This is a genomic window from Pseudoalteromonas sp. CO342X (assembly GCF_004208915.1).
GTDB lineage: Bacteria > Pseudomonadota > Gammaproteobacteria > Enterobacterales > Alteromonadaceae > Pseudoalteromonas > Pseudoalteromonas maricaloris.
Genome location: NZ_SGPH01000023.1, coordinates 111,852 through 130,751 on the forward strand (window position 1 = coordinate 111,852; position 18,900 = coordinate 130,751).

The 18,900-nt window shown below is 43.6% G+C and carries 16 protein-coding genes; 9 read left to right on the top strand and 7 right to left on the bottom strand.

What is annotated here, in order from left to right; translation table 11 throughout:
- Positions 1 to 8: 8 nt before the first annotated feature.
- Entirely contained in the window at positions 9 to 2,699 is a 2,691-nt protein-coding gene (locus EXT47_RS12630) for a DUF2339 domain-containing protein (RefSeq protein ID WP_130126745.1), read from the bottom strand.
- A gap of 242 nt (positions 2,700 to 2,941) precedes the next feature.
- Between EXT47_RS12630 and EXT47_RS12635 the strand changes: the two genes are divergently transcribed.
- Positions 2,942 to 3,490 carry a carbohydrate binding domain-containing protein gene (locus EXT47_RS12635; protein WP_130126746.1) on the top strand — a complete coding sequence of 183 codons (549 nt, stop codon included), beginning with the start codon at positions 2,942 to 2,944 and terminating at the stop codon, positions 3,488 to 3,490.
- A gap of 129 nt (positions 3,491 to 3,619) precedes the next feature.
- Here EXT47_RS12635 and EXT47_RS12640 read toward each other — a convergent pair whose 3' ends face one another.
- The 3 genes from EXT47_RS12640 to EXT47_RS12650 form a co-directional block, all read right to left on the bottom strand.
- Positions 3,620 to 4,186 carry a hypothetical protein gene (locus EXT47_RS12640; protein ID WP_017217868.1) on the bottom strand — a complete coding sequence of 189 codons (567 nt, stop codon included), beginning with the start codon at positions 4,184 to 4,186 and terminating at the stop codon, positions 3,620 to 3,622.
- 127 nt (positions 4,187 to 4,313) lie between these two features.
- Positions 4,314 to 4,562 (bottom strand): hypothetical protein, encoded by a 249-nt coding sequence (locus EXT47_RS12645; protein WP_010370628.1) that lies wholly within the window; start codon positions 4,560 to 4,562, stop codon positions 4,314 to 4,316.
- Positions 4,563 to 4,794: 232 nt separating this feature from the next.
- Positions 4,795 to 5,103: a hypothetical protein gene (locus EXT47_RS12650; RefSeq protein WP_130126747.1), complete on the bottom strand. Its 309-nt coding sequence runs from the start codon at positions 5,101 to 5,103 to the stop codon at positions 4,795 to 4,797.
- 155 nt (positions 5,104 to 5,258) lie between these two features.
- On the opposite strand from EXT47_RS12650, the gene EXT47_RS12655 reads away from it, so the two are divergent.
- Together EXT47_RS12655 and EXT47_RS12660 are read left to right on the top strand one after the other, a co-directional pair.
- Positions 5,259 to 6,395, top strand: a complete 1,137-nt coding sequence (locus tag EXT47_RS12655; protein ID WP_240701615.1) for a sensor histidine kinase — start codon at positions 5,259 to 5,261, stop codon at positions 6,393 to 6,395.
- Positions 6,392 to 7,006, top strand: coding sequence for a response regulator transcription factor (locus tag EXT47_RS12660; protein WP_069021444.1), 615 nt, complete (start codon positions 6,392 to 6,394; stop codon positions 7,004 to 7,006). Before EXT47_RS12655 ends, EXT47_RS12660 begins: the two co-directional genes overlap by 4 nt.
- 138 nt (positions 7,007 to 7,144) lie before the next feature.
- Here the strand turns inward: EXT47_RS12660 and EXT47_RS12665 are convergent, their stop codons facing one another.
- Positions 7,145 to 8,851: a hypothetical protein gene (locus EXT47_RS12665; protein WP_130126748.1), complete on the bottom strand. Its 1,707-nt coding sequence runs from the start codon at positions 8,849 to 8,851 to the stop codon at positions 7,145 to 7,147.
- Between the two features lie 189 nt (positions 8,852 to 9,040).
- On the opposite strand from EXT47_RS12665, the gene EXT47_RS12670 reads away from it, so the two are divergent.
- The 5 genes from EXT47_RS12670 to EXT47_RS12690 all read left to right on the top strand — a co-directional run bounded on the left by EXT47_RS12670 (position 9,041) and on the right by EXT47_RS12690 (position 16,393).
- Entirely contained in the window at positions 9,041 to 11,311 is a 2,271-nt protein-coding gene (locus EXT47_RS12670; protein ID WP_130126749.1) for a TonB-dependent receptor, read from the top strand.
- Between the two features lie 2 nt (positions 11,312 to 11,313).
- Entirely contained in the window at positions 11,314 to 12,264 is a 951-nt protein-coding gene (locus tag EXT47_RS12675) for an alpha/beta hydrolase (RefSeq protein ID WP_130126750.1), read from the top strand.
- Positions 12,265 to 12,273: 9 nt separating this feature from the next.
- A complete protein-coding gene (locus EXT47_RS12680; RefSeq protein ID WP_130126751.1) occupies positions 12,274 to 13,515 on the top strand; it encodes a triacylglycerol lipase in 1,242 nt (413 codons plus the stop codon).
- Positions 13,516 to 13,636: 121 nt separating this feature from the next.
- Entirely contained in the window at positions 13,637 to 14,689 is a 1,053-nt protein-coding gene (locus tag EXT47_RS12685) for an AraC family transcriptional regulator (RefSeq protein WP_039492055.1), read from the top strand.
- 48 nt (positions 14,690 to 14,737) lie between these two features.
- The gene (locus EXT47_RS12690; protein ID WP_039492053.1) at positions 14,738 to 16,393 is read left to right on the top strand and encodes a Na/Pi cotransporter family protein; all 1,656 of its coding nucleotides are present in this window, start codon (positions 14,738 to 14,740) and stop codon (positions 16,391 to 16,393) included.
- A gap of 24 nt (positions 16,394 to 16,417) precedes the next feature.
- On the opposite strand, the gene EXT47_RS12695 is transcribed toward EXT47_RS12690, so the two are convergent.
- A complete protein-coding gene (locus tag EXT47_RS12695) occupies positions 16,418 to 17,083 on the bottom strand; it encodes a hypothetical protein (protein WP_130126752.1) in 666 nt (221 codons plus the stop codon).
- Positions 17,084 to 17,284: 201 nt separating this feature from the next.
- Here EXT47_RS12695 and EXT47_RS12700 point away from each other — a divergent pair, with 201 nt between their 5' ends.
- Positions 17,285 to 18,469 (top strand): acyltransferase family protein, encoded by a 1,185-nt coding sequence (locus tag EXT47_RS12700; protein ID WP_039492049.1) that lies wholly within the window; start codon positions 17,285 to 17,287, stop codon positions 18,467 to 18,469.
- Between the two features lie 67 nt (positions 18,470 to 18,536).
- Here EXT47_RS12700 and EXT47_RS24190 read toward each other — a convergent pair whose 3' ends face one another.
- A complete protein-coding gene (locus tag EXT47_RS24190) occupies positions 18,537 to 18,662 on the bottom strand; it encodes a hypothetical protein (RefSeq protein WP_264294090.1) in 126 nt (41 codons plus the stop codon).
- Positions 18,663 to 18,900 lie beyond the last annotated feature (238 nt).

Genomic DNA, 18,900 nt, shown 5'->3' on the forward strand with positions numbered 1-18,900 from the left:
TGTAAGGATCAGTCCGCCGTTGGTTTTGCCTCTCGGGGCTGATCCTGCATTTTTTGAAACAGCCAACCAATTCCCACCAGACATAAGCCTAAACCGATAAAAGACAAGGCACGCAGCAAGCCTTCGAGGTTTGCCATATCGACCACAAAGGCTTTTAAGATAACAATGGCTAGCCCTGCAAAACCGGCGTTAATCAACACCTTATGCTCTATCCGCTTGGCAACAAAAATCAATACGGTTGAAATCAATAGCCAAACAATCGAATAAGTATATAACTCAGATTGCTCCATCGGCATCGACAGCACAAGGAAACCCTCATGAAATAACGCCCGAATTTCACCGTTGATAAACAAGAGCCCTAGCAAGGCTATCAGTCCATATACCAACCGCTTAAATTGCGGTGATATTAACTTAAACTGGAGCATAACAGCGAATACGCATGCTGGTGCCAACCACTGCAAAAGTAGCCAATTAAACACACCGTCTCCAATATATTGCCTGTCAAAAAACGGATTATTGGCAAACGAAATATCTGTGTGGAGCAACGCGCTTCCAAGTAATAGCAAGCTCGCGGCAAGCGGATAAAGTCTGTTGCCCTTGTCGCTGAGCTGCCCTCGCCACAGATATATAGCGCCAAGCACCAGCCAATTCAAAGCAAGCAACACGGATTCTTGGAAACCGAGATTAGTAAAATCAGGGTAATCTCCAATCAAGAGATAGCTTGTTTCGGTCGTGACCAGAAGCGCCACAATATGCATTGCGACACCCATAAACCAAGTGTTCAGGGTCTTTGAAGGGTTGTATTTGGTAGCAAACCAAATAATGCCCAGCACCAGCGGATAGACCACAAGTGTCCAATGCATGGTTAAAATCGTTTCGTGCTTGTAATCTGCGAGCCAAGGCGCAAAAGTAAGACGGGTAACAACGGCAATAAGTGCAGCCTTATACAACCAATCAGGTAAACGCACTTTGTACTTCCAGCTCAAATAACTCATAGACGCTACTTGTGCCGCAATCGCTAAAGTCAACGAGCTTGCCGAGAGTAACATCGTAAAACACAAACTCAGCATGGCGTTCGCCAAAATAAGGTAAGTGACCTGCTGAATATTGGTATCCGTTTTCATCGCACAATACAAAGCGAAGAGCCCGATGGCCAACATCTCAACCGCCCATACAGGATATAAAATTGCTTCTGCGACTCTAGGAGAAATAGCGTAGCTTACACCGTAAAGCGCAAGTGGTGCCACGTTCAACAGCATCAAATAAGCGAGTCTTGATGGATATCGCTTAATCATCATCATGCTAAATAACATCGTGATGACCACTGCCACTTGGATAAACAAATACTTACCCGTAAAAGGAAAAAGGACGTCGTCGTAAGTGCCCACTTTGGGCATCAAGTAGAATGAGAGAAGTACAAACAATAGTAAATAAAATGGCCAACTATCCAATGCACTATGTCTATAAGCCGCGTACAAAACCACGCTAGCAAATAAGACATTAGCCCAAATAAGCGTATCGATATGGGTTTTTATTATTAGCGCACATGCGATAAGTAACAGTGGGAGTAAAATTCCCAATTGCTCTTTTCTTGGCATTAATAGATCTTTGACCGGCAACGGACTTATCATTGAATTCGTCAGGCGCCAGCCCAGTACGTCTACCAACACATATAAGTACATAGAGATAAGCGCAAAAATCAGCAGCACCCAAAAGTCACCGCTTCCACCAACCGCAACCGCGGTGCAAAACCATAAGAAATGCCCAACAAAGCTTTGCCACCACAACCATTTTTGCTTCACATAATCCGCAACCCATATCGCAGAGAGTGAAACAAAGCTGATATACAGCAGTAACGCACCGATATTATTAGAACCTGTCGATACCAAAGCAGGCACGACATACGCACCAACGATGCCAATACCTGCGAGCACAGGGCCAAATCTCAGTGCCAAAGAGGTCGCAACCAAGGAAATAATGGCGAGTAAAACAAAGGCCATATTAGCCGGTATAAAATGATAGAAATCAAAAGCAACCAATATCATGGCAAAGCAAGTGATCACGCCACCACTGGCAAGCGCTGCAGAAATGTACGGAGTATTAATTTTTAGCTTTTCTTTGTAGCGATTTACAACTTCAGCGGCAGTAACCAAACTGATTCCAAAAAGAGCGCCCAGTATCACTCGCACACTTGGGGGAAGAAGTCCGGCTTCAATAGAGTACTTAGCTAGAAAAACGCCGCCAAGGGCTAGCACTACGGCACCTATCCAAAAAAGTCCATTTCCTTTTAATAACGCATCTAAAGTAAAGTCAAATTCAAAAGCAGGTTTACTCTTACTAGGCTTAGCTCTTGCGATAGTGACCGTGCTTTCAGGCTGCTGAGGTTGTGTATGATTGGCTGTTGCCGTGGATTCGCCCAATGCAGTCCGTGCTGTTAATGATGTACTATCAGCTGTTTCGCCATTCTTTTGTCCACACTCAGAAAGCTCATTCTCTGAATGTGTTTGCTCTGAGCATGCTTGATCTGAGAATTCACGACCTTCAAGTGTCGAGATCCGGCGACTTTGCTGCTCTATCGTATTTTGTAATTGATGTACTTTTTTAACGAGTTGCTTAAGCCTTTGTCTATCTTGTAGGGCAAAAACAGCGCCAATAAATACAAAAAGATAAAATATAAAAGAGATAAACTCCGTTTCCATACGACTCCTTATTTGTTTGCTAGGCCCTAGCTCACCTGCATTAGAAACAGTATGAGATCAACCACACCAATAAATCAATCTCTCATGATCGGCGCCATAACTTTAGCAAGTCACATAGAAGTATGATGACTTGAAATTTTCTAACATTGGCCAAAAATGCACATGCGCCCCGTTGTCATATTACCTCCATGTAAATAAACTAAAAAATTATATTTTAGGGACGTTGTTCTAAGGATTTTTCTGTGCGTTTTTTATCACTTTTACTTTTTGTAGCGGTTTCTGGCTGTAGCTATACTCAGCCAAACTTAAAGCCAAAACAGTGGCGTTTTGCGACCGATCCGCATGGCAGCCAAGCAATACTGAACGGCCCGCTTGTTAATGAAGAGCAAGTTGCTATTCAGTTTAAACGCGTGCCGCGAGTCGATAAACAAAACAACTCTTGGGTAGAGCTTATTTACGACTTACCCGCAAAACAGCTTCCCTCTCAATTCAATATCGCACTGACGTATAAAAGTGATAACGCTTTGATCGTTAAGTTATCGCAACAGGAGTATGGCGGCTCAGGTGATAAAAGCTATGCGCACTACCAAACTAAATTACCAGCATCAAACACTTGGCAAACAATCAACGTAGCTCTGAATGATTTTGCCAGACCCAATTGGACACCAGCTTGGTCAAAAGACAAAGGGATCATACTCAAGCATGTTTCAGCACTTTACTTCGTACCAGATTTAACGGATGTGGAAGGTGGTGAAGCAAGCCTTGCAATAAAAAGTCTTCGAATTGAGTAATTCACTGGTTAGAAATGATGTAAACGAGATGTGAGATATTGCGGCTTTTCGCAAAGCCACAATATAGCCAGCACAGATAACGGTTAAATTAATAGCGCTGGCTAATCAGGGAGTAATTAAGCGTTAAAATTACGCACCTAATGCCGTTAGCTTTTCTTTCAATTCTTCTTTATTGATTAGACCCATTTCGTGCTGCTTTTTGGTTTTACGAATTTCATCGAAATTGTCTAGTTTCAAACGCGCTTTAGCCAGCTTAGTATCAAACTCGTCTTGTGAGATGACATCAAGCTTTAGCGCTTTTTCTAGCTTCTCTTTTTCACCATCAAATTCTTTTTGGAAAACCGCTTTTTCCTGGATAACAATCTGATCTTTTAGTTGTTTCTCAATAGCGATAACTTCCGCTTCTAAATCATCTTTACGCTTAATTAACGGGTCGATACGCTCGATAGTGTCTTGCAATACAGCTTCAAGGTTTGCACCATCGTTTTTGATTAGGTTTTCAATGTATTTACGGCCAATATCTTGGTATGCAATATTAAGTTGACCATCGATTGACGCGATATCTGATTTCAAACCAGCAAGCTTTGCATTGTCTTTTGTTGAAGACACAATATCACCGCTTAGTTTACTGGTAGATTCGCCAATACTACTACCAATAGATTGCGCTTGAGTTTTGAATTTATTTAATAGACTCATGGTTATTTTTCCTTAAATAGATTGAGATTTTCAATTTATGTAATATCTAATACGGCAGACAAACCGAAAAATATATTTCAGATTAATTACGTAATAATTATCAAGCCCAGAGTATCTTGACTTAACTTTAAGACACTCGCTTCTTGCGCTTCGACATGATGCGCTTAGTGCCACTCCACGCCATCCAACAGCCGAATAACACAGCTCCCACGACCAAAGAGTAAATAGCAAAAGAAGCGACTTTAATAATAAAAATGACGAGCAAGGTGATAAATAGAACAACAAACAGCAAAAGCTTTGGTGATTTAGCCAGTTGCTTGGCAATAAAAGAAGGTAAAAACGCACTTAATATGCGCTCCAATCTTTGAGCATTCATAACACTATAATCCTTGTGTTTAAGTGAGATTATTTTAAGACGGGCGATAGGTTATCAGCTTTATTTCTACCTGCCAAATTAATTATTGGTTAATTATCAAACTGAACAATCCCTTTTTTTGAACTAGTTACCAAATGAAACCAACCAAGAAAATAAAAACTAGAACATGAAATTTACAACAACTTAAAGCGAACCATCTATAAATTTCGGAGTTTTATTCCTTTCGATTTAATCAACAGTCAATAGAATTAAACCACCTTACCCATGATTCAGGCTCTGATAAAATAAATTGGAACGTTTGATTACTCTTTAATGTAATTTGGATCGCTTGAGCTGTGATAGGAAGCAGTCCTGCACCTTTGCCAAGACACGGTTCAACCTTAATCACATCGGCGATATCGATTTGATATGGACCTAGCCCCAGCAAGGTATTGAAAGGAGTAAAATGCAGTGTACCTGCCGTTGCCCATAATCTCCCATCAGCACGAGCGACGCCACAATGAACAGTGGCCATTGAAGAAATCGTTGCCATATCTGTCATAAATAAGCCTCATATGAATTACCGATACCCATCTCTATCTTAGTAAAATGGTGTCGAGCCACCAGTGATAAATCTCCTATTTTGACTATGACAATTATCACTGTTCTCACTATAGCGATTCTGTAATAATCGAAAATAAAAATTTTGCACAGATAATGATGGACTCACCTATTCGCCATACGACAGACTGGCGTTTTTCAACACTTGCCTCTTGGTTAGGTGTCACACTTGCGTGTATGTACTACCGAGATTCTCAGCTCGCATTAGTCGGCCAGCTAATCATTAGCGGTGCCATTTTGACATTGCTGTTTTTTATCATTAACAACCCAAATAAGCGAGTCCATGCGGCGGCCTGTACCTACCTAGTATTGATCGCTCTACTTATGCAACTTTCAACGACTTCATTAGTTTTTATCCACTTGGTCATGTTTTCCGCAATTTTTAGTCCGCACTTTTCATTCCCTAAAGTTCTGTCTGCCGTGCTACTTGCGATGCTGATATACGGATTTACACACTATGCAAGGTGGGAAGGAGTCGTACCTTGGATCACCTTTGCTGTTTGGTTATTTTTTTGTGCAATGAACTGGTTTGTCAGCAGACGCATAGTTGAGAGCCTTAATATGCACTACCAATCTCGGCAAAATTACAAAGAGCTTAAAGCCACGCAACACATGATGGGAGCCATGTCAGCAGCGCAAGAAAGACTCAATATTTCCCGAGAATTGCATGATTCACTAGGCCATAAACTCATAGCACTGAGTATTAATCTAGATTTCGCAAAAAGAACAGCAAGCGAAGAAATGGAGCCAACCCTAGCAAGTTGCCATCAACTAAGCCAAACTTTGCTTGAGGAAGTAAGAAGTATTGTATCCACTCAGCGCCACAATAAAACACTCTTGAAACAAGCACTCGAAGCTATTTTCACGGCTACCCCCAATTTGCGTTATACCTTAAAGCTAGACCGTGGTTCAGAACAAATTTCACAAGAACATTCACTCTGCGTAATCCGTTTTTGTCAAGAAATGGTAAGCAATACGCTCAAACATACCAAAGCAAATCATATCAATTTTGAGGTCGCAATTGACACGGCAACCCATAATCTAAAAGCTAGCGCCTTTCACAACCAAAGCGAGTCTAGTTTGCCAAAACAAGGCAATGGCTTATCCGGGTTACATGAGCGACTAGCACTGCTTAACGGTTCATTCGCACAAAAAATTGAAAATCAAAAGCTCATCAGCTCGATAACCATACCAGTACCCGAACTTAACCTTTTATCCGAGAATATTACATGATCAATTGCCTACTCGTGGAAGACCAAACCTTGGTGAGATTAGGCCTAGCCAACTTGCTTAATCTTGACGAAAACATTTGTGTAAAAGGGCAAGCTGAAGACGGTATACAGGCTCTTGAGTTACTCGCTTCACAACAATTTGACATCATCTTACTGGATATGCGCATGCCTAATTTAGATGGGCTAGGTGTACTTAACGCATTGCGCACCAACGCAATACCCACTCCAGTTTTGATTATCACTACCTTTGAAGATTGTGATGTATTGGTAAAGGCTATTAATCTTGGTGCACGGGGCTATGTACTTAAGAATATTGAACTAGAAGCATTAATTGACGCCATACAACAAGTGATTGCAGGGAAAAAAGTGCTACAAAGCGCTTTGACGACTTACCTTTTAGATCAGCAATTAGCGCCACAAGAAAAATTGACTGAAAAAGAACAAGCAGTGTTGCGTTGTTTATCTCTCGGCATGTCAAACAAAATCATCGCCAACACCCTACACAATTCCGAAGGCACCATTCGCAATCACGTCTCTCAAATACTCGCAAAACTTGAAGTTAAAGACAGAACCCAGGCAGTCATAAAGGCGATTAATCAGAGTTTAATTTGAATGAAATTTAACCATTGCGAGGTCCTGAATAAATAATGTTGAAATATGATACAAGCTCAAATTCGTATAACATCGCACCATTGCTGCTCGTCCAACTTTTTTGATAAAGACATCGCCTCCATACATCCTCGGGTATGACTATTCGGTCGTTAATTTCATGTAAGGCGTAAGTGCACCGACTTGATCCAAACAGCGGATTTGGGCAACAGGTTGCTTTGCTCTATCTGCAAAATTAACAACGCCACCGCGCTGACATTTTGCTTTGAAAGCTTGATAAGCCGATCCCCCATTTTTAAGCAGATCCACTCCATCTACAAACTGTATCTCCATGTCATGGTCAAATACTTTGCAGTTCTCTATCGGGTAGGTCTTAATATAGTCATCATAATAGCTGAGGCTAATCCTGCTGCAATGAGTACGCATTAGTTCTATGATAATCTCTTTACCCCAATGTTGATGGTAAAAACTAGGGTAGTCCGTTGACACAGCCCCCTTTAGCACAGAGCCTTCAAACCAAGTCTCTATTTCGCTGAGGTTATCTTCCACTCTTTGATCGCTAAAACGTCCCAGCACCTTAGCAAGCCTATCATTACCGATTAAGCCATTTAGTACATTAAAGTAATCGCTTTGATTGTATGAGTAGGCCTTACTTTGTGCGAATAGATGTCGCCAGATATCAAAAAGTGACAGCGAGGGGTTTGTAGCTTGAACCTGATAATGACTAGCAAGCGCCATTACCGCGCCACAAGAATAATAGTTTTTGTATCGTTGCAACTTCGCTGATTCGTTAAGCGCCGTTTGCTCTTTGTTCAATAAACATTGATTGGCTGACTCTTCAAATTTTTGTAACCACTGTTTAGCGTCAATAAAACCAAACTCAAGCATCGCAAAGTTAGCAAAAGCATCGGCTCCCCCTTCGTGAAGCCAAGCATGTCCATGGTCTTCAACCGCATACATTTGACCATTCCAAAAATGAGCAGCTTCATGGGCAAGAAAGTGGAAGAGCTGATTAAAACGCTCACTGTCTTTGTTTTGCCAACGTTTACCATTCACACTTAACTGCACCAGTCCAGCTAACGTTCCCCCTTCATAATTGGCAAAATCGTCAGCTAAGTGTGCATAATTAAAAAATACCACTGGCTTGAAGTTAAGTGGTTGATCTAGTTTTTTGGCGTAATAGTCAAATAGTTTGGGGAAATACGTTTGTGTGTTTTGCCACACCCACTTAGGTAGCGCTGGATCTACTACCGCTATCATGTTGTCATTCTCAATGGGAGTGATCGTGCCAAAGTAAATATAAGTTCCATCTCCGACTAAATCCCAGCTTGCCTTATGCTTATATCGCTTGCCCAAGAAAACAATATCGGTCTTTGGGCTATAAAAATAAAACCGGGTCCCATCAAATATGGCCTCCGATTGTGCAGTTACCTTTTCACTAAGGCTAAGATGATTGGTGTAAAACAAAACGCTGCCATCACTGTATTGCACATTTTGGCTGTAGTCTTTTAGGATAAAACCATAAAACGAATCAAATGTAAGCGAGAAAGACGTAAACTTTTTACCATTCGCTGCGGTGATTGATAGTACTCCACCTTCTTGCTGCCACTTCAGGTCTGGTTGAGTTATTTGGTAGTGCTGCGTGCGGTCGAAGTTACTTTGTCTTGCAAAGCTTACCCGCTCAACTGCTTTAGGCAATTTGTACTGTATCAACCATGAATCCGAGGCTTGTTGATAATGGACATGGATCTGCAGCTTATTTTCACTCTCAGATGCCAAAGTCGGCGTTGATAGCATTAGTAGCAACGAGAATAGCAAAGTAATTGTTAATGTTATCGTATTTTTCATGCAACTCGGATTGTATCTTTTTTAGGTGCAATAAAATTAACCTATTTATTGACTAAATACTAGTCGAGTACGGCTTCGCTCTGCCCTGAGCTAATTTGCTCATTAAGTTGACTGTTTTTGTCCTAGCTATTGAATTTTCTTCATTCCTATACTGGAGAACATAATAATAACGACGAAAGGTTACTCAGCATGATTGCAGCAACTCAATCGCACAGAGCCAGTTCAACCAAAGGTATACCACGGCATACCTTGTCACTCCTGATAGCGGCAGTATTATCAGGCCATAGCTATGCCGAAGCGGAGTCCACGCTTAGCACTGAGCAAAACAAAAAAATTGAGCGGATCAGCGTTACTGCAACGCGGCAAACCGAAAATCTACAAGATGTCGCGCTTGCGGTAACCGCCCTCTCCGCCTCAGAGCTTGAGAAGATGAACGTACAAGATCTCGGTGACTTGGCATCTCACGTTCCAAACCTTAACCTGCACTCAGGTGATGCTTCCAACGCCGTCATTTATATTCGCGGAATTGGCCAAATTGACTCTATCTCGTTTAACGATCCCGGCGTTGGAGTGTATCTCGACGACGTATATCTTGGGCGCGTTCAAGGTGCCTTTTTAGATGTTGTCGACCCGGAACAAATCGAGGTATTACGTGGTCCACAAGGTACTCTTTACGGTCGTAATACCATAGGTGGCGCGGTGCGTTTCAGTAGTGCAAAACCTTCGCAAGACAACGAAGGGTATGTCAGCGTGGCGCTTGGAAATTATAATGCTCGGACGATAAAAGCTAGCGTCAACGGCGCATTGATTGAAGACACGCTCTCTGGACGTTTTGCAATTGCCAAAAGTAGTCGAGATGGTTTTAGTGAGAATCGCTATAACAACCGTGACGACCACGACAAAGACACCTTAGCGTGGCGTGGCAGTTTACTTTATCAACCAAGTGAGAATTTTTCGGCCTATTTAGTCGTCGACGGCTCGAACGCATCCCCCTCAAGCTCACGCACTCCACATAGAGAAACGCCTATCTATTCTGTGATAAAAGAAGGCTACTATGCGCCTGAGGAAGACCCACTTGTCGTCGACGTTAACTACAACGATTTAGAAGAGCTCGATACCTCGGGAGCGAGCTTAACGCTTGAATATCTCACAGGCCACTCGGTATTTAAATCCATCACAGCTCGACGCGAAATGGAATACCGCACGCACTTAGACTTAGATGCCACCCCTGATGCATCGTTTGGTATTTTTAACTTCGAAGATCAACAGCAGATAAGCCAAGAATTTCAATGGTTATACAAAGACGACAAATTCTCTTTGGTATCTGGGCTCTATTACTTTAATGAGGACGATCTGAGTTTTGGCGGCTCCGTTGCTCCGGACTTTTTCGTTATGGTGGCACCAGACGTTTTCCTGCCTTGGCCTGTGATTAACGCAGGAGAACGCGATCAAGAAAATACCAGCTCAGCCCTCTACGCTAACCTCTCTTGGTCTTTGACTGAAAAGCTCGACGTCACGCTTGGCGCACGCTACACCATTGAGAAAAAAGAAGTCACATCCAAAGGCGAGGAGTTTTTTGGCACTGGTGTAACAACAGCAGAGGAAATGGAGGCGGTATTCGGCACAGGCATTGGCTATAGCCCGACAGGCTACAGCGCATCCAAGGAGTGGAAAGAGTTTACCCCAAAAGTGGTGTTCGATTACACCATTTCTGACGACAGCATGGTTTACCTGAGCGCTGGAAAAGGGTTTAAAAGCGGCGGTTTTAACGGCCGGATCACCTCATTTGCACAACCTTTTGAACCAGAAACCTTGTGGAGCTATGAAATTGGCTCTAAGTCTTTATTGAATAATCAGAATATTCGTTTAAATACCGCGGCTTTTTTCAATGACTACAAAAACTTTCAGCTCAGCCGCTTTTCTATCGACCCCGACACCGGCGCGTTTTTATCACTGTTTGAAAATGCAGGTAAAGCCACTATTTACGGCGCAGAAGTGGAGCTCGAAGCCGTGGCTTACGATAACCTCACTCTGAACTTCAATCTGGGCTATTTAGGGGGCGGTTATGATGAGCTCATCGGCGACTTTGGGAAAGAAGTCAGCGATGAAAGAGAGCTGGTTAATTCACCAAAATGGAATGGCCGTGCGGGCTTTGAATACTTCTTTAGTGCCTTTACGCAAGGCGAATTTTCACTACGTGCTAGTGCCGCCTACCGCAGTAAAACCTATCTCACCGTGAGCAGCTCTGAGGTACTTGCACAGTCAGGCTACACCCTCTTTGATATGTCACTACACTACCGCTCCTCGGACGACAGTTGGGAAGCCAGTTTCTACGGCAAAAACTTAGGCGATAAACGCTATCGCCAACACGGCTTCGATCTTAGCGCAGCACCTGGGGTTCAACTTGGTTATTACGGCGCGCCTAGAACGTACGGTATCAACCTTAAATATAAGTTTTAATTATGAAATTAGACAAACAAACACAAGCATTGTTAGACGACCTCGCGGCTCAAGCTGGCGACATTCATGACATCGAAATCTCCATTGAGACCTCACGAGAAGGCGCAAGAGCGATGTTTTTGGGGCTCGCGGGAGAGATTGACGCACAAGTAAGTAGCCAAGACCTACACATTGAACACAATAGTATTCACGTGAGCGTTCGCTGTTACCGGCCAGCGCAGTCTTTGGCAAGCCCCAGTCCCGCGGTGGTGTTTGTCCACGGCGGCGGCTGGTCTTTAGGAGATGTCGACTGCTATGACGGTCTGGTAAAAGACTTATGCCAGCAATCCGGTGTCGTTTTTTTCAGTGTCGAATACAGCCTCGCGCCTGAGCATAAGTTTCCATGCGCCCTGCAGCAAGTGATAGCCGTAGTAGATTGGCTGCAAGAAAACCACCAGCAGTTGGAGCTAGACCCTACTAAGATTTCCCTGATGGGCGACAGTGCCGGTGGTAACTTAGCGCTTGTTGCAGCGCATAACTTACATCAACAACAGCCAAACACCCTAAGTAACTTATACCTAGTTTATCCGGTAGTTGATTCCTTTTCTCCCCATGAAACCTACCCGTCACGCATGCTGTATGGCGATGGAAACTTGTTGCTAACCCGCGAGGCAATTAAAGACACCTGCGACTGGTATCTAGCACCCGAGCAAAGCGCTGCAAACGTCAATGTCTCGCCATTATTTATTGAAGACATGACGCATCTTCCTGCCACCAGTGTGTTGCTTGCCGGCTGCGACCCACTTTACGATGAGGGAATGCTGCTCGCCAAAAAACTAAAGCAAGCGGGTGTGCTTAATACCCTAACCTGCTTTGAAAATACCATACATGCGTTTTTCTCCTTTGCCGTGCTCGACGTCTGCAAGCTCGCGCGCAGTAATATCGCCAATCAGTTAAAGCATAACTTGACCTAGGGTAAAAATATGAAAAATACAAACACGACTTTGCGCACTCACACTTATGGGTTGCTCGTTTTTATCTCACTCGCAGCAAGTGGTGTAGCGCACGCTTCAGCGACACTTGAAGCCACCTATACCACGGGTATTAACAATGGCTGGCAAAAGGTTGAAAGATGGCGAGATAGCTCAGGGCATATCGGCAATGAAAGCTTTCCTGCTGACAACCGTGGCGATCAATCAGGTCAGCGTGCTACTTTCTTTGCATCTAACCAACCAAGCTCTGCGCAGTTTCTGCTTTATCATGCGCCGGGTTGGGATAGTAACAGCCGCCAAACACCGGTGTTGCTGATCCACGGTGCCAATCAAGATGCTGATTTGGCTTGGGCAAATCCAAACGAGGCCGGTAGTTACGGCTGTGGTCGACAAAACTGCCCTTCGCAAGGCTTAATGCAAGCGCTTGCCAATGATGATTACAAAGTCTTTGCCTTAAATCTGGCGCATAAAAATGGCGATGGCTTTATCTGGGCGGAGCAGATAGCCAATGCCATCGCTCGGGTTAAAAATAAGACGGGGGCAACGCAAGTCGATTTAGTCACTTGGTCAAAAAGCGCGTTTAATGCCCGCATGTATATTTCTTCTTTGACCAATGCTTGGAGCACTAAATTCAACAGTGACGTACGCAAACTAGTGATGCTCGGTGCCCCCAACAACGGCATTGATTGGTCATTTCGTCACGGCGTTAATCATACCTATGGTGCTTATTCGCAATGTGGCGGCAGCATAAATGGGCCTACTGCGCATGATCAAATATTATGTTTTGGCCTATGGTATTCGAGTTCCGAGTGGGTTTACGACTCGCCTTATTTTCCCGGCTCCGCGCAGATGCTAAAAGCACTAGATGATAAATATGCACTCCCCACCACAGAGCAAGATTGGTACACCACTTACTACGGTGGCTTAGGGTTTGTGAGCAAAGGCCGAGGTATTGCAACGTTTACGGTCAACTCACTGGTAGACCAAGTTCGTAGCGCTGGCACCGACAGCAGCGTCCAAGTTTATAATCTTTGCGGCGATCAGGCCGATATGGCATTTATTCACAATGAACATACCGGTCCTTCCGATGGCGTTGTATTTATCAGTAGCTGCATCGATAGTACCGGAATAAGTAACTTGGCGGGCTCAGCGGTTGTAGCCACCAACCACCTAGAGCTTGGCTGGGAACCCAGTGCAATCAACCAAATCAAAAATTGGTTAGGTGCACCCTAGCAGCCCCCTCCGCGGGTGGTGACAAAATACTGCACTAAAGTTGCAACGCAAAACTATTGCTATCTAGAGTTGATGTTGATTAACTGAATTGTTGAGAGTGACAGGATGAGCTTACGTATTTATGTCAAACACCGCTATTGCACCTTGCTACGTGCAATTGATGCAGCAAACACTCACCGCAGCAAAACTGGAATTTGCTGCGGTCGCGCAGTATTTGGCTATCAATAAAGCCATTGACGCCCTAGATGCCATTGAGTTTATGCGCGTGATGGAACACTGTGCTGTCGAGCTCAATGACGAAAGTCTAAACCTCAACCGCAAAAAGCTTCTGCCTGGCACCAACGAATTTGTATTCAATAGCCTGCGCCATTGCCGCACCATTACTCAGCTCTTACAAGAGCTTGCCCGTGGCTATAACTTTATCCACGCGGGGACCTACAATTTCTGCGAAGTATCACACACTCAAGTGAGTTATATAATTGATGATGCGGCCTTTGACTATGCCACGGCCGCTGACGCGCAATTTTCTCGCTGTATGTTAGATAGCATGCTGATATTGATCCATGGCCTCGTAAAATATGTGTGCGCAGAAACCACCCAAGTTCAACTCTCACAAGTGCAGACCAAAAGTGACTCAAACTCGCTGCTAAACTCGGTTATCACCCACATTCCCATTAAACCCTTAAGCAATCGCTACTTACTCACCTATCAATACCAAGAAACGAATCAATCATTAGATTTGGCGAAGCTAGAGCATCTAACGCTCAATACCATTTATCATTCACTAGCAAACACACTCCATCACCAGCAGTCGATCAACGACCATGCTAACTTGCTCGACAAAGTCTATAGTGAGCTTAACGCGGGAACACTGTGCCAAGAACAAATGGCTGACAAGCTCAATATCAGTCCGGCAACATTAAGACGAAGGCTCGCTGAGTATCAAACCAGTTTTAGGCAACTCAAAAATAACGTACAGAACAAGCAGGCCAAACTGCGACTGACTCAAGGCAGCAGTTTGTATGATGTGGCGCATACGCTACAGTTTTCAGATGAGCGTAGCTTTATACGTGCGTTTAAGTCGTGGAATGGCGTAACGCCTATGCAATTTCTGCAGAGTTTGAGTTCTACGGTAAAAGTTGACGTTAAACAAAGCAAAGCACAACAAAAGTGATATTGTGCAACAAGCAAACAGAGTAAAAATGTAATACGCGGAAGGGATATGGAAACACTTCAACTTGCAGGAACGCTGCTCGGCGGTTTGGGAATATTTTTAGTTGCGATAAGCATGATGACAGACGGCCTGAAACTAGCGGCCGGCTCTTCACTGCGCCGAGTGCTTGGAGTGTGGACCAAAACCCCTCAGCGCGGTATTGCTGCTGGCTTTTGCATGACAGCCTTAGTGCAGTCGTCCAGCGCGGTTACCGTGGCCTCTTTGGGCTTTGTAAATGCAGGTCTTATTACCATGCATCAGGCGCTTGGTATCGTCTATGGCGCCAATGTTGGCACCACCATCACTGGCTGGTTAGTGGCAGCGGTTGGATTTAAATTTAATATCCAAGCTATCGCACTTCCCTTGATAGGCATTGGTGCCTTGATGAAGTTGCTACTACCTCGCTCACGACTGGCATCGGCAGGCATGGCTTTGGTTGGTTTTGGGCTATTTTTTATCGGTATTGATATTCTCAAAGGTGCATTTGAGCATATTGTCGCTGCTTTTGATTTAAGCCAATTTACCGCAGAGGGAATAAGCGGCATGTTGACCTTTTTGCTGGTGGGCATGGTGATGACAACTCTCACTCAGTCCTCCAGTGCTTCCATCGCCTTGACCATTACCGCCGCTGCTAGTGGCATGATTGGATTATATGCCGCAGGCGCGATGGTCATCGGCGCAAACGTCGGCACCACGTCAACATCTATGCTGGCATCCATTGGCGCAACAGCTAATGCCAAACGCGTCGCGGCGGCTCAGGTCATATTTAATGTATTCACCGCGATGGTCGCTTTCGCGGTGTTACCTGTGTTGTTTTATCTCATCAACCATTTTACCGCGCTTTTCGGCGTCACTGCTGATCCTGCGTTGTCATTGGCACTTTTTCATACTTTGTTTAATATTTTGGGCGTGCTACTCATCTTTCCACTCAATGACAGGCTTGCTGGCTTTTTAATGAAACGCTTTTGCAGTGCCGAGGAGACGGCTTCGAGGCCACGCTTTTTAGATAATACCATCGCCCAAACGCCAGAGCTTGCAATCAATGCGTTATTGCTTGAGTCCAAACTCGTTGCAGATAAGGTGTTGGCCCAATTTGATAAATGCCTACTCCCGACCGATAAGCTCGCGGTTGAACAGGCACTCCATGCAGTTCAATCTCTGTGTCAGCAAATTAGCCTTTTTATTGTATCGGTAGAGCAATCAGCATTATCATCACAGACCACCTCACTACTCGCTAAGCTCATGCGTATTGAGCAGTATTTGTTTACTTGTAGTCACTGTGTAGAACAATTAACGGAACACGCTCCATATAAGCAACTCGCAGAGCATCATGACTTGCATGCACAATTGAATGAATACCAAGCCCAGCTTAGCCACTTCATGAAAACCAGTTTACATGGGCAAAGCGTAACACCTACAGAGCTGTTGCTGGCGCAAGAGACATTGCAACGTTTACATGACGATGTGAAAGACGACTTAATTCTAGCAGGTACTCACGCGTCACTGGCGATAGATAAGATGGTAAGCAATATCAATACACTAGCGGAAATGTGGCAACTTTCACAGCAGTGGCATAAAGCGATGTTGCTGATCCACGCCATTGAAGCGCAGCTGGAGCTACCTCAATCAAGCATTCAAAGCGGTGAACACAGCACCACAGCTTAGCGCTGTGGTGTGATACTTTTAGTATTATTCGGTAAAACTGAGCTCTTGAGATTCAAGCGAAAATTGCTCGCCGGTATCCAGTGAAATTTCAATATAAAATACATGGTTCTGTTTGTAAGTGGGCTCACTATTCAGTGCAAGCTGGATAAATTCGCTCGCTTTTTTATCTTCCATATCTAAAAATTCGGATATTGAAAAGTAGTCATTTTCGCCACTTTCTGACTGGCGGTAAGCAACCTGATTGCTGTATTCAAGGCCAATAAACACCACATCAAACACATCGTTTAAACTTGAACCTGCTGGTAACTCGTCACTAAATGCAGCGCTAGAGGTAATATTTATATCCGTAATTTTTTCATCGGTATAGGGAGGAACAGGTGAACAGGCATAAGCGGTGCTAATTAAAGAAAACTCAAAGCTCGGTGCACTTAACTGCGCAACAGACTGCGTATCAGCTTTAAGTTGAAATACGAGTGTTTGATACGAAATAGGTTCAACGCCATCATACTCAGTGTCAACCCACTCACCTACCTGATCAGCGCTAAATTCACCGAGGTTAAAGCCAGTTATATCAAACCTTGAGTTGTCAACACCACCACATTGACCATCATCAGGACCACTACTGTCGCTATTACACCCCACTAATCCTACTGCTAATGCTGCGCTTGCAAATATCAATTTTGCTTTCATTCTGGCTCCGTTTACAGCTAAGTAAAGTCTCTATTTTGAATCCAAGTCAGGATAAAAATAAAGTCGGTCATCCACATTATTTGTTATTAAATGTTTTCGTAACAACGATTCAGCCTAAAGAGTTCGCTTTTCTTCAATATTTTATTGGGCAAGAAAATATAGTATCGCCAACTGATAAGAACCTAACAAAGGGACTATGGAATGCACAGTAACGCGCGCTTTCATTATATTGATAATATGCGAGGCTTAGCACTATTGCTTGGCGTTGTTTTTCATGCGGCCTTGGCGCACGGCCCTTATTTTCATAACCTTTGGATCAGTGTCGATCCAGAAAAAAATGTCTTTTTTAATTACCTCGCCATGTGGACGCACCTATTCAGGATGCCACTATTTTTTATCATCGCCGGCTTTTGTGCCGCCCTGCTTATGCAAAAACGTGGTGGTAAAGCTTATATTCAAAACAGGTTAAAACGACTACTCATTCCCTTTATTATTTTCCTACCGCTCACCTTACTGGTGTTATTACATGCGATGCATTGGGGCAGCAGTGTTGCCAGCACCCCACCACCGTTATTTGGTGTTATGCAGCAGATAAAAGAGCCACAGGTGACAAGCATGCATTTATGGTTTTTATGGTATTTAAGTCAGTTCTGTGTGTTATTTTGGCTGTTACACAAGTTTCCAAAGTTTTATCAACACATCCTTGATACCGTTGTTAAACCAGTCTTTTTATGCGTTATATTGCCAGTTATCATCACGGCATCTATGTCCAATTTGATGGTGCCATTTCCAGCTCCTGATAAACTGCAACCTCATTGGTGGGCTTACGGGTTTTATGGCTCTTTATTTTTGTTGGGAGCAGGACTATTTCATCATCATGAGGCGGTAACTCGCTACTCAAAGCGATTCAACTGGTTATTAATGATTGCCTGCACTTCATTGGTTGCATACTTTTACTTTTTGCCGCCATCACCGTCGCTTGAAAAAGTCATTATCGCGGTCAAAACAGGCGACGCAACACCTGAAAAAATCAATCTGATCAGCGTTGTAGTTCAAACCATCGCCATTCTCAGTTGGACTGCTGTCGCTTATTTAGCGGGGTTCAAATGGTTGAGTCGATTTAACAAACAAAGTCGCTATATTTCTGATGCCTCCTATTGGATTTATCTCATCCATATTCCGCTCCTTGTGTATATTCAACTTCCTCTTACGAACCTTGAAGTACCTGTCTTCATCAAGTTTATTATTGCTCTATCTCTGACGGTGACGATAGGCATTATTAGCTACCATTATATGGTTAGAAATACGGTGATTGGTATCTTATTAAACGGCCGAAAAGCCAAACCAAAAAATGAAAAAGCAGGCATGTTGACGGAGCGCTCTTAAGTAGGAGAAGTCGTGTGCGAAAGTAACTTTTGCAAAAGCCAGAGCTTTGTTCTGGCTTTTAAACAGCCTAACCGTAGCTGCGTGCAGCTTGATATGCGGCGCGAGCTTGCACTTTTTCAAGATAAGCTTTGATATTGCCACGCGTTGTGAGCAAACCGACTTTGTCTGCGATTTCTAGCATCACCGTCATCATAATATCGGCACAGCAATCTTTTAATCAAGTATTTTCCGAAGAAGTGACTCCGACCAACTGTGAAGTTTTAACACAATAAACATCAATCACTTTATGTCTGTAAGTAAACAGCAAAACTGGGCTGTCAATAACTCACTTTATACTCAGCGTTCTGAAGGTGCCACTGTTTAGCGGTTTAATATTATTTTATCCATGATTATAAAAAGTTTAAGGGAGATTCGCAGAAATACTGTCATTA

Excerpts from the sequence above, each read along its gene's own strand:
- EXT47_RS12660 (WP_069021444.1), top strand. The coding sequence starts at position 6,392 with ATGATCAATTGCCTACTCGTGGAAGACCAAACCTTGGTGAGATTAGGC.
- EXT47_RS12700 (WP_039492049.1), top strand. The coding sequence starts at position 17,285 with ATGCACAGTAACGCGCGCTTTCATTATATTGATAATATGCGAGGCTTA.
- EXT47_RS12680 (WP_130126751.1), top strand. The coding sequence starts at position 12,274 with ATGAAAAATACAAACACGACTTTGCGCACTCACACTTATGGGTTGCTC.
- EXT47_RS12695 (WP_130126752.1), bottom strand. The coding sequence starts at position 17,083 with ATGAAAGCAAAATTGATATTTGCAAGCGCAGCATTAGCAGTAGGATTA.
- EXT47_RS12650 (WP_130126747.1), bottom strand. The coding sequence starts at position 5,103 with ATGACAGATATGGCAACGATTTCTTCAATGGCCACTGTTCATTGTGGC.
- EXT47_RS12675 (WP_130126750.1), top strand. The coding sequence starts at position 11,314 with ATGAAATTAGACAAACAAACACAAGCATTGTTAGACGACCTCGCGGCT.
- EXT47_RS12645 (WP_010370628.1), bottom strand. The coding sequence starts at position 4,562 with ATGAATGCTCAAAGATTGGAGCGCATATTAAGTGCGTTTTTACCTTCT.
- EXT47_RS12685 (WP_039492055.1), top strand. The coding sequence starts at position 13,637 with ATGTCAAACACCGCTATTGCACCTTGCTACGTGCAATTGATGCAGCAA.
- EXT47_RS12630 (WP_130126745.1), bottom strand. The coding sequence starts at position 2,699 with ATGGAAACGGAGTTTATCTCTTTTATATTTTATCTTTTTGTATTTATT.
- EXT47_RS12665 (WP_130126748.1), bottom strand. The coding sequence starts at position 8,851 with ATGAAAAATACGATAACATTAACAATTACTTTGCTATTCTCGTTGCTA.
- EXT47_RS24190 (WP_264294090.1), bottom strand. The coding sequence starts at position 18,662 with ATGATGACGGTGATGCTAGAAATCGCAGACAAAGTCGGTTTGCTCACA.
- EXT47_RS12655 (WP_240701615.1), top strand. The coding sequence starts at position 5,259 with ATGATGGACTCACCTATTCGCCATACGACAGACTGGCGTTTTTCAACA.
- EXT47_RS12690 (WP_039492053.1), top strand. The coding sequence starts at position 14,738 with ATGGAAACACTTCAACTTGCAGGAACGCTGCTCGGCGGTTTGGGAATA.
- EXT47_RS12640 (WP_017217868.1), bottom strand. The coding sequence starts at position 4,186 with ATGAGTCTATTAAATAAATTCAAAACTCAAGCGCAATCTATTGGTAGT.
- EXT47_RS12670 (WP_130126749.1), top strand. The coding sequence starts at position 9,041 with ATGATTGCAGCAACTCAATCGCACAGAGCCAGTTCAACCAAAGGTATA.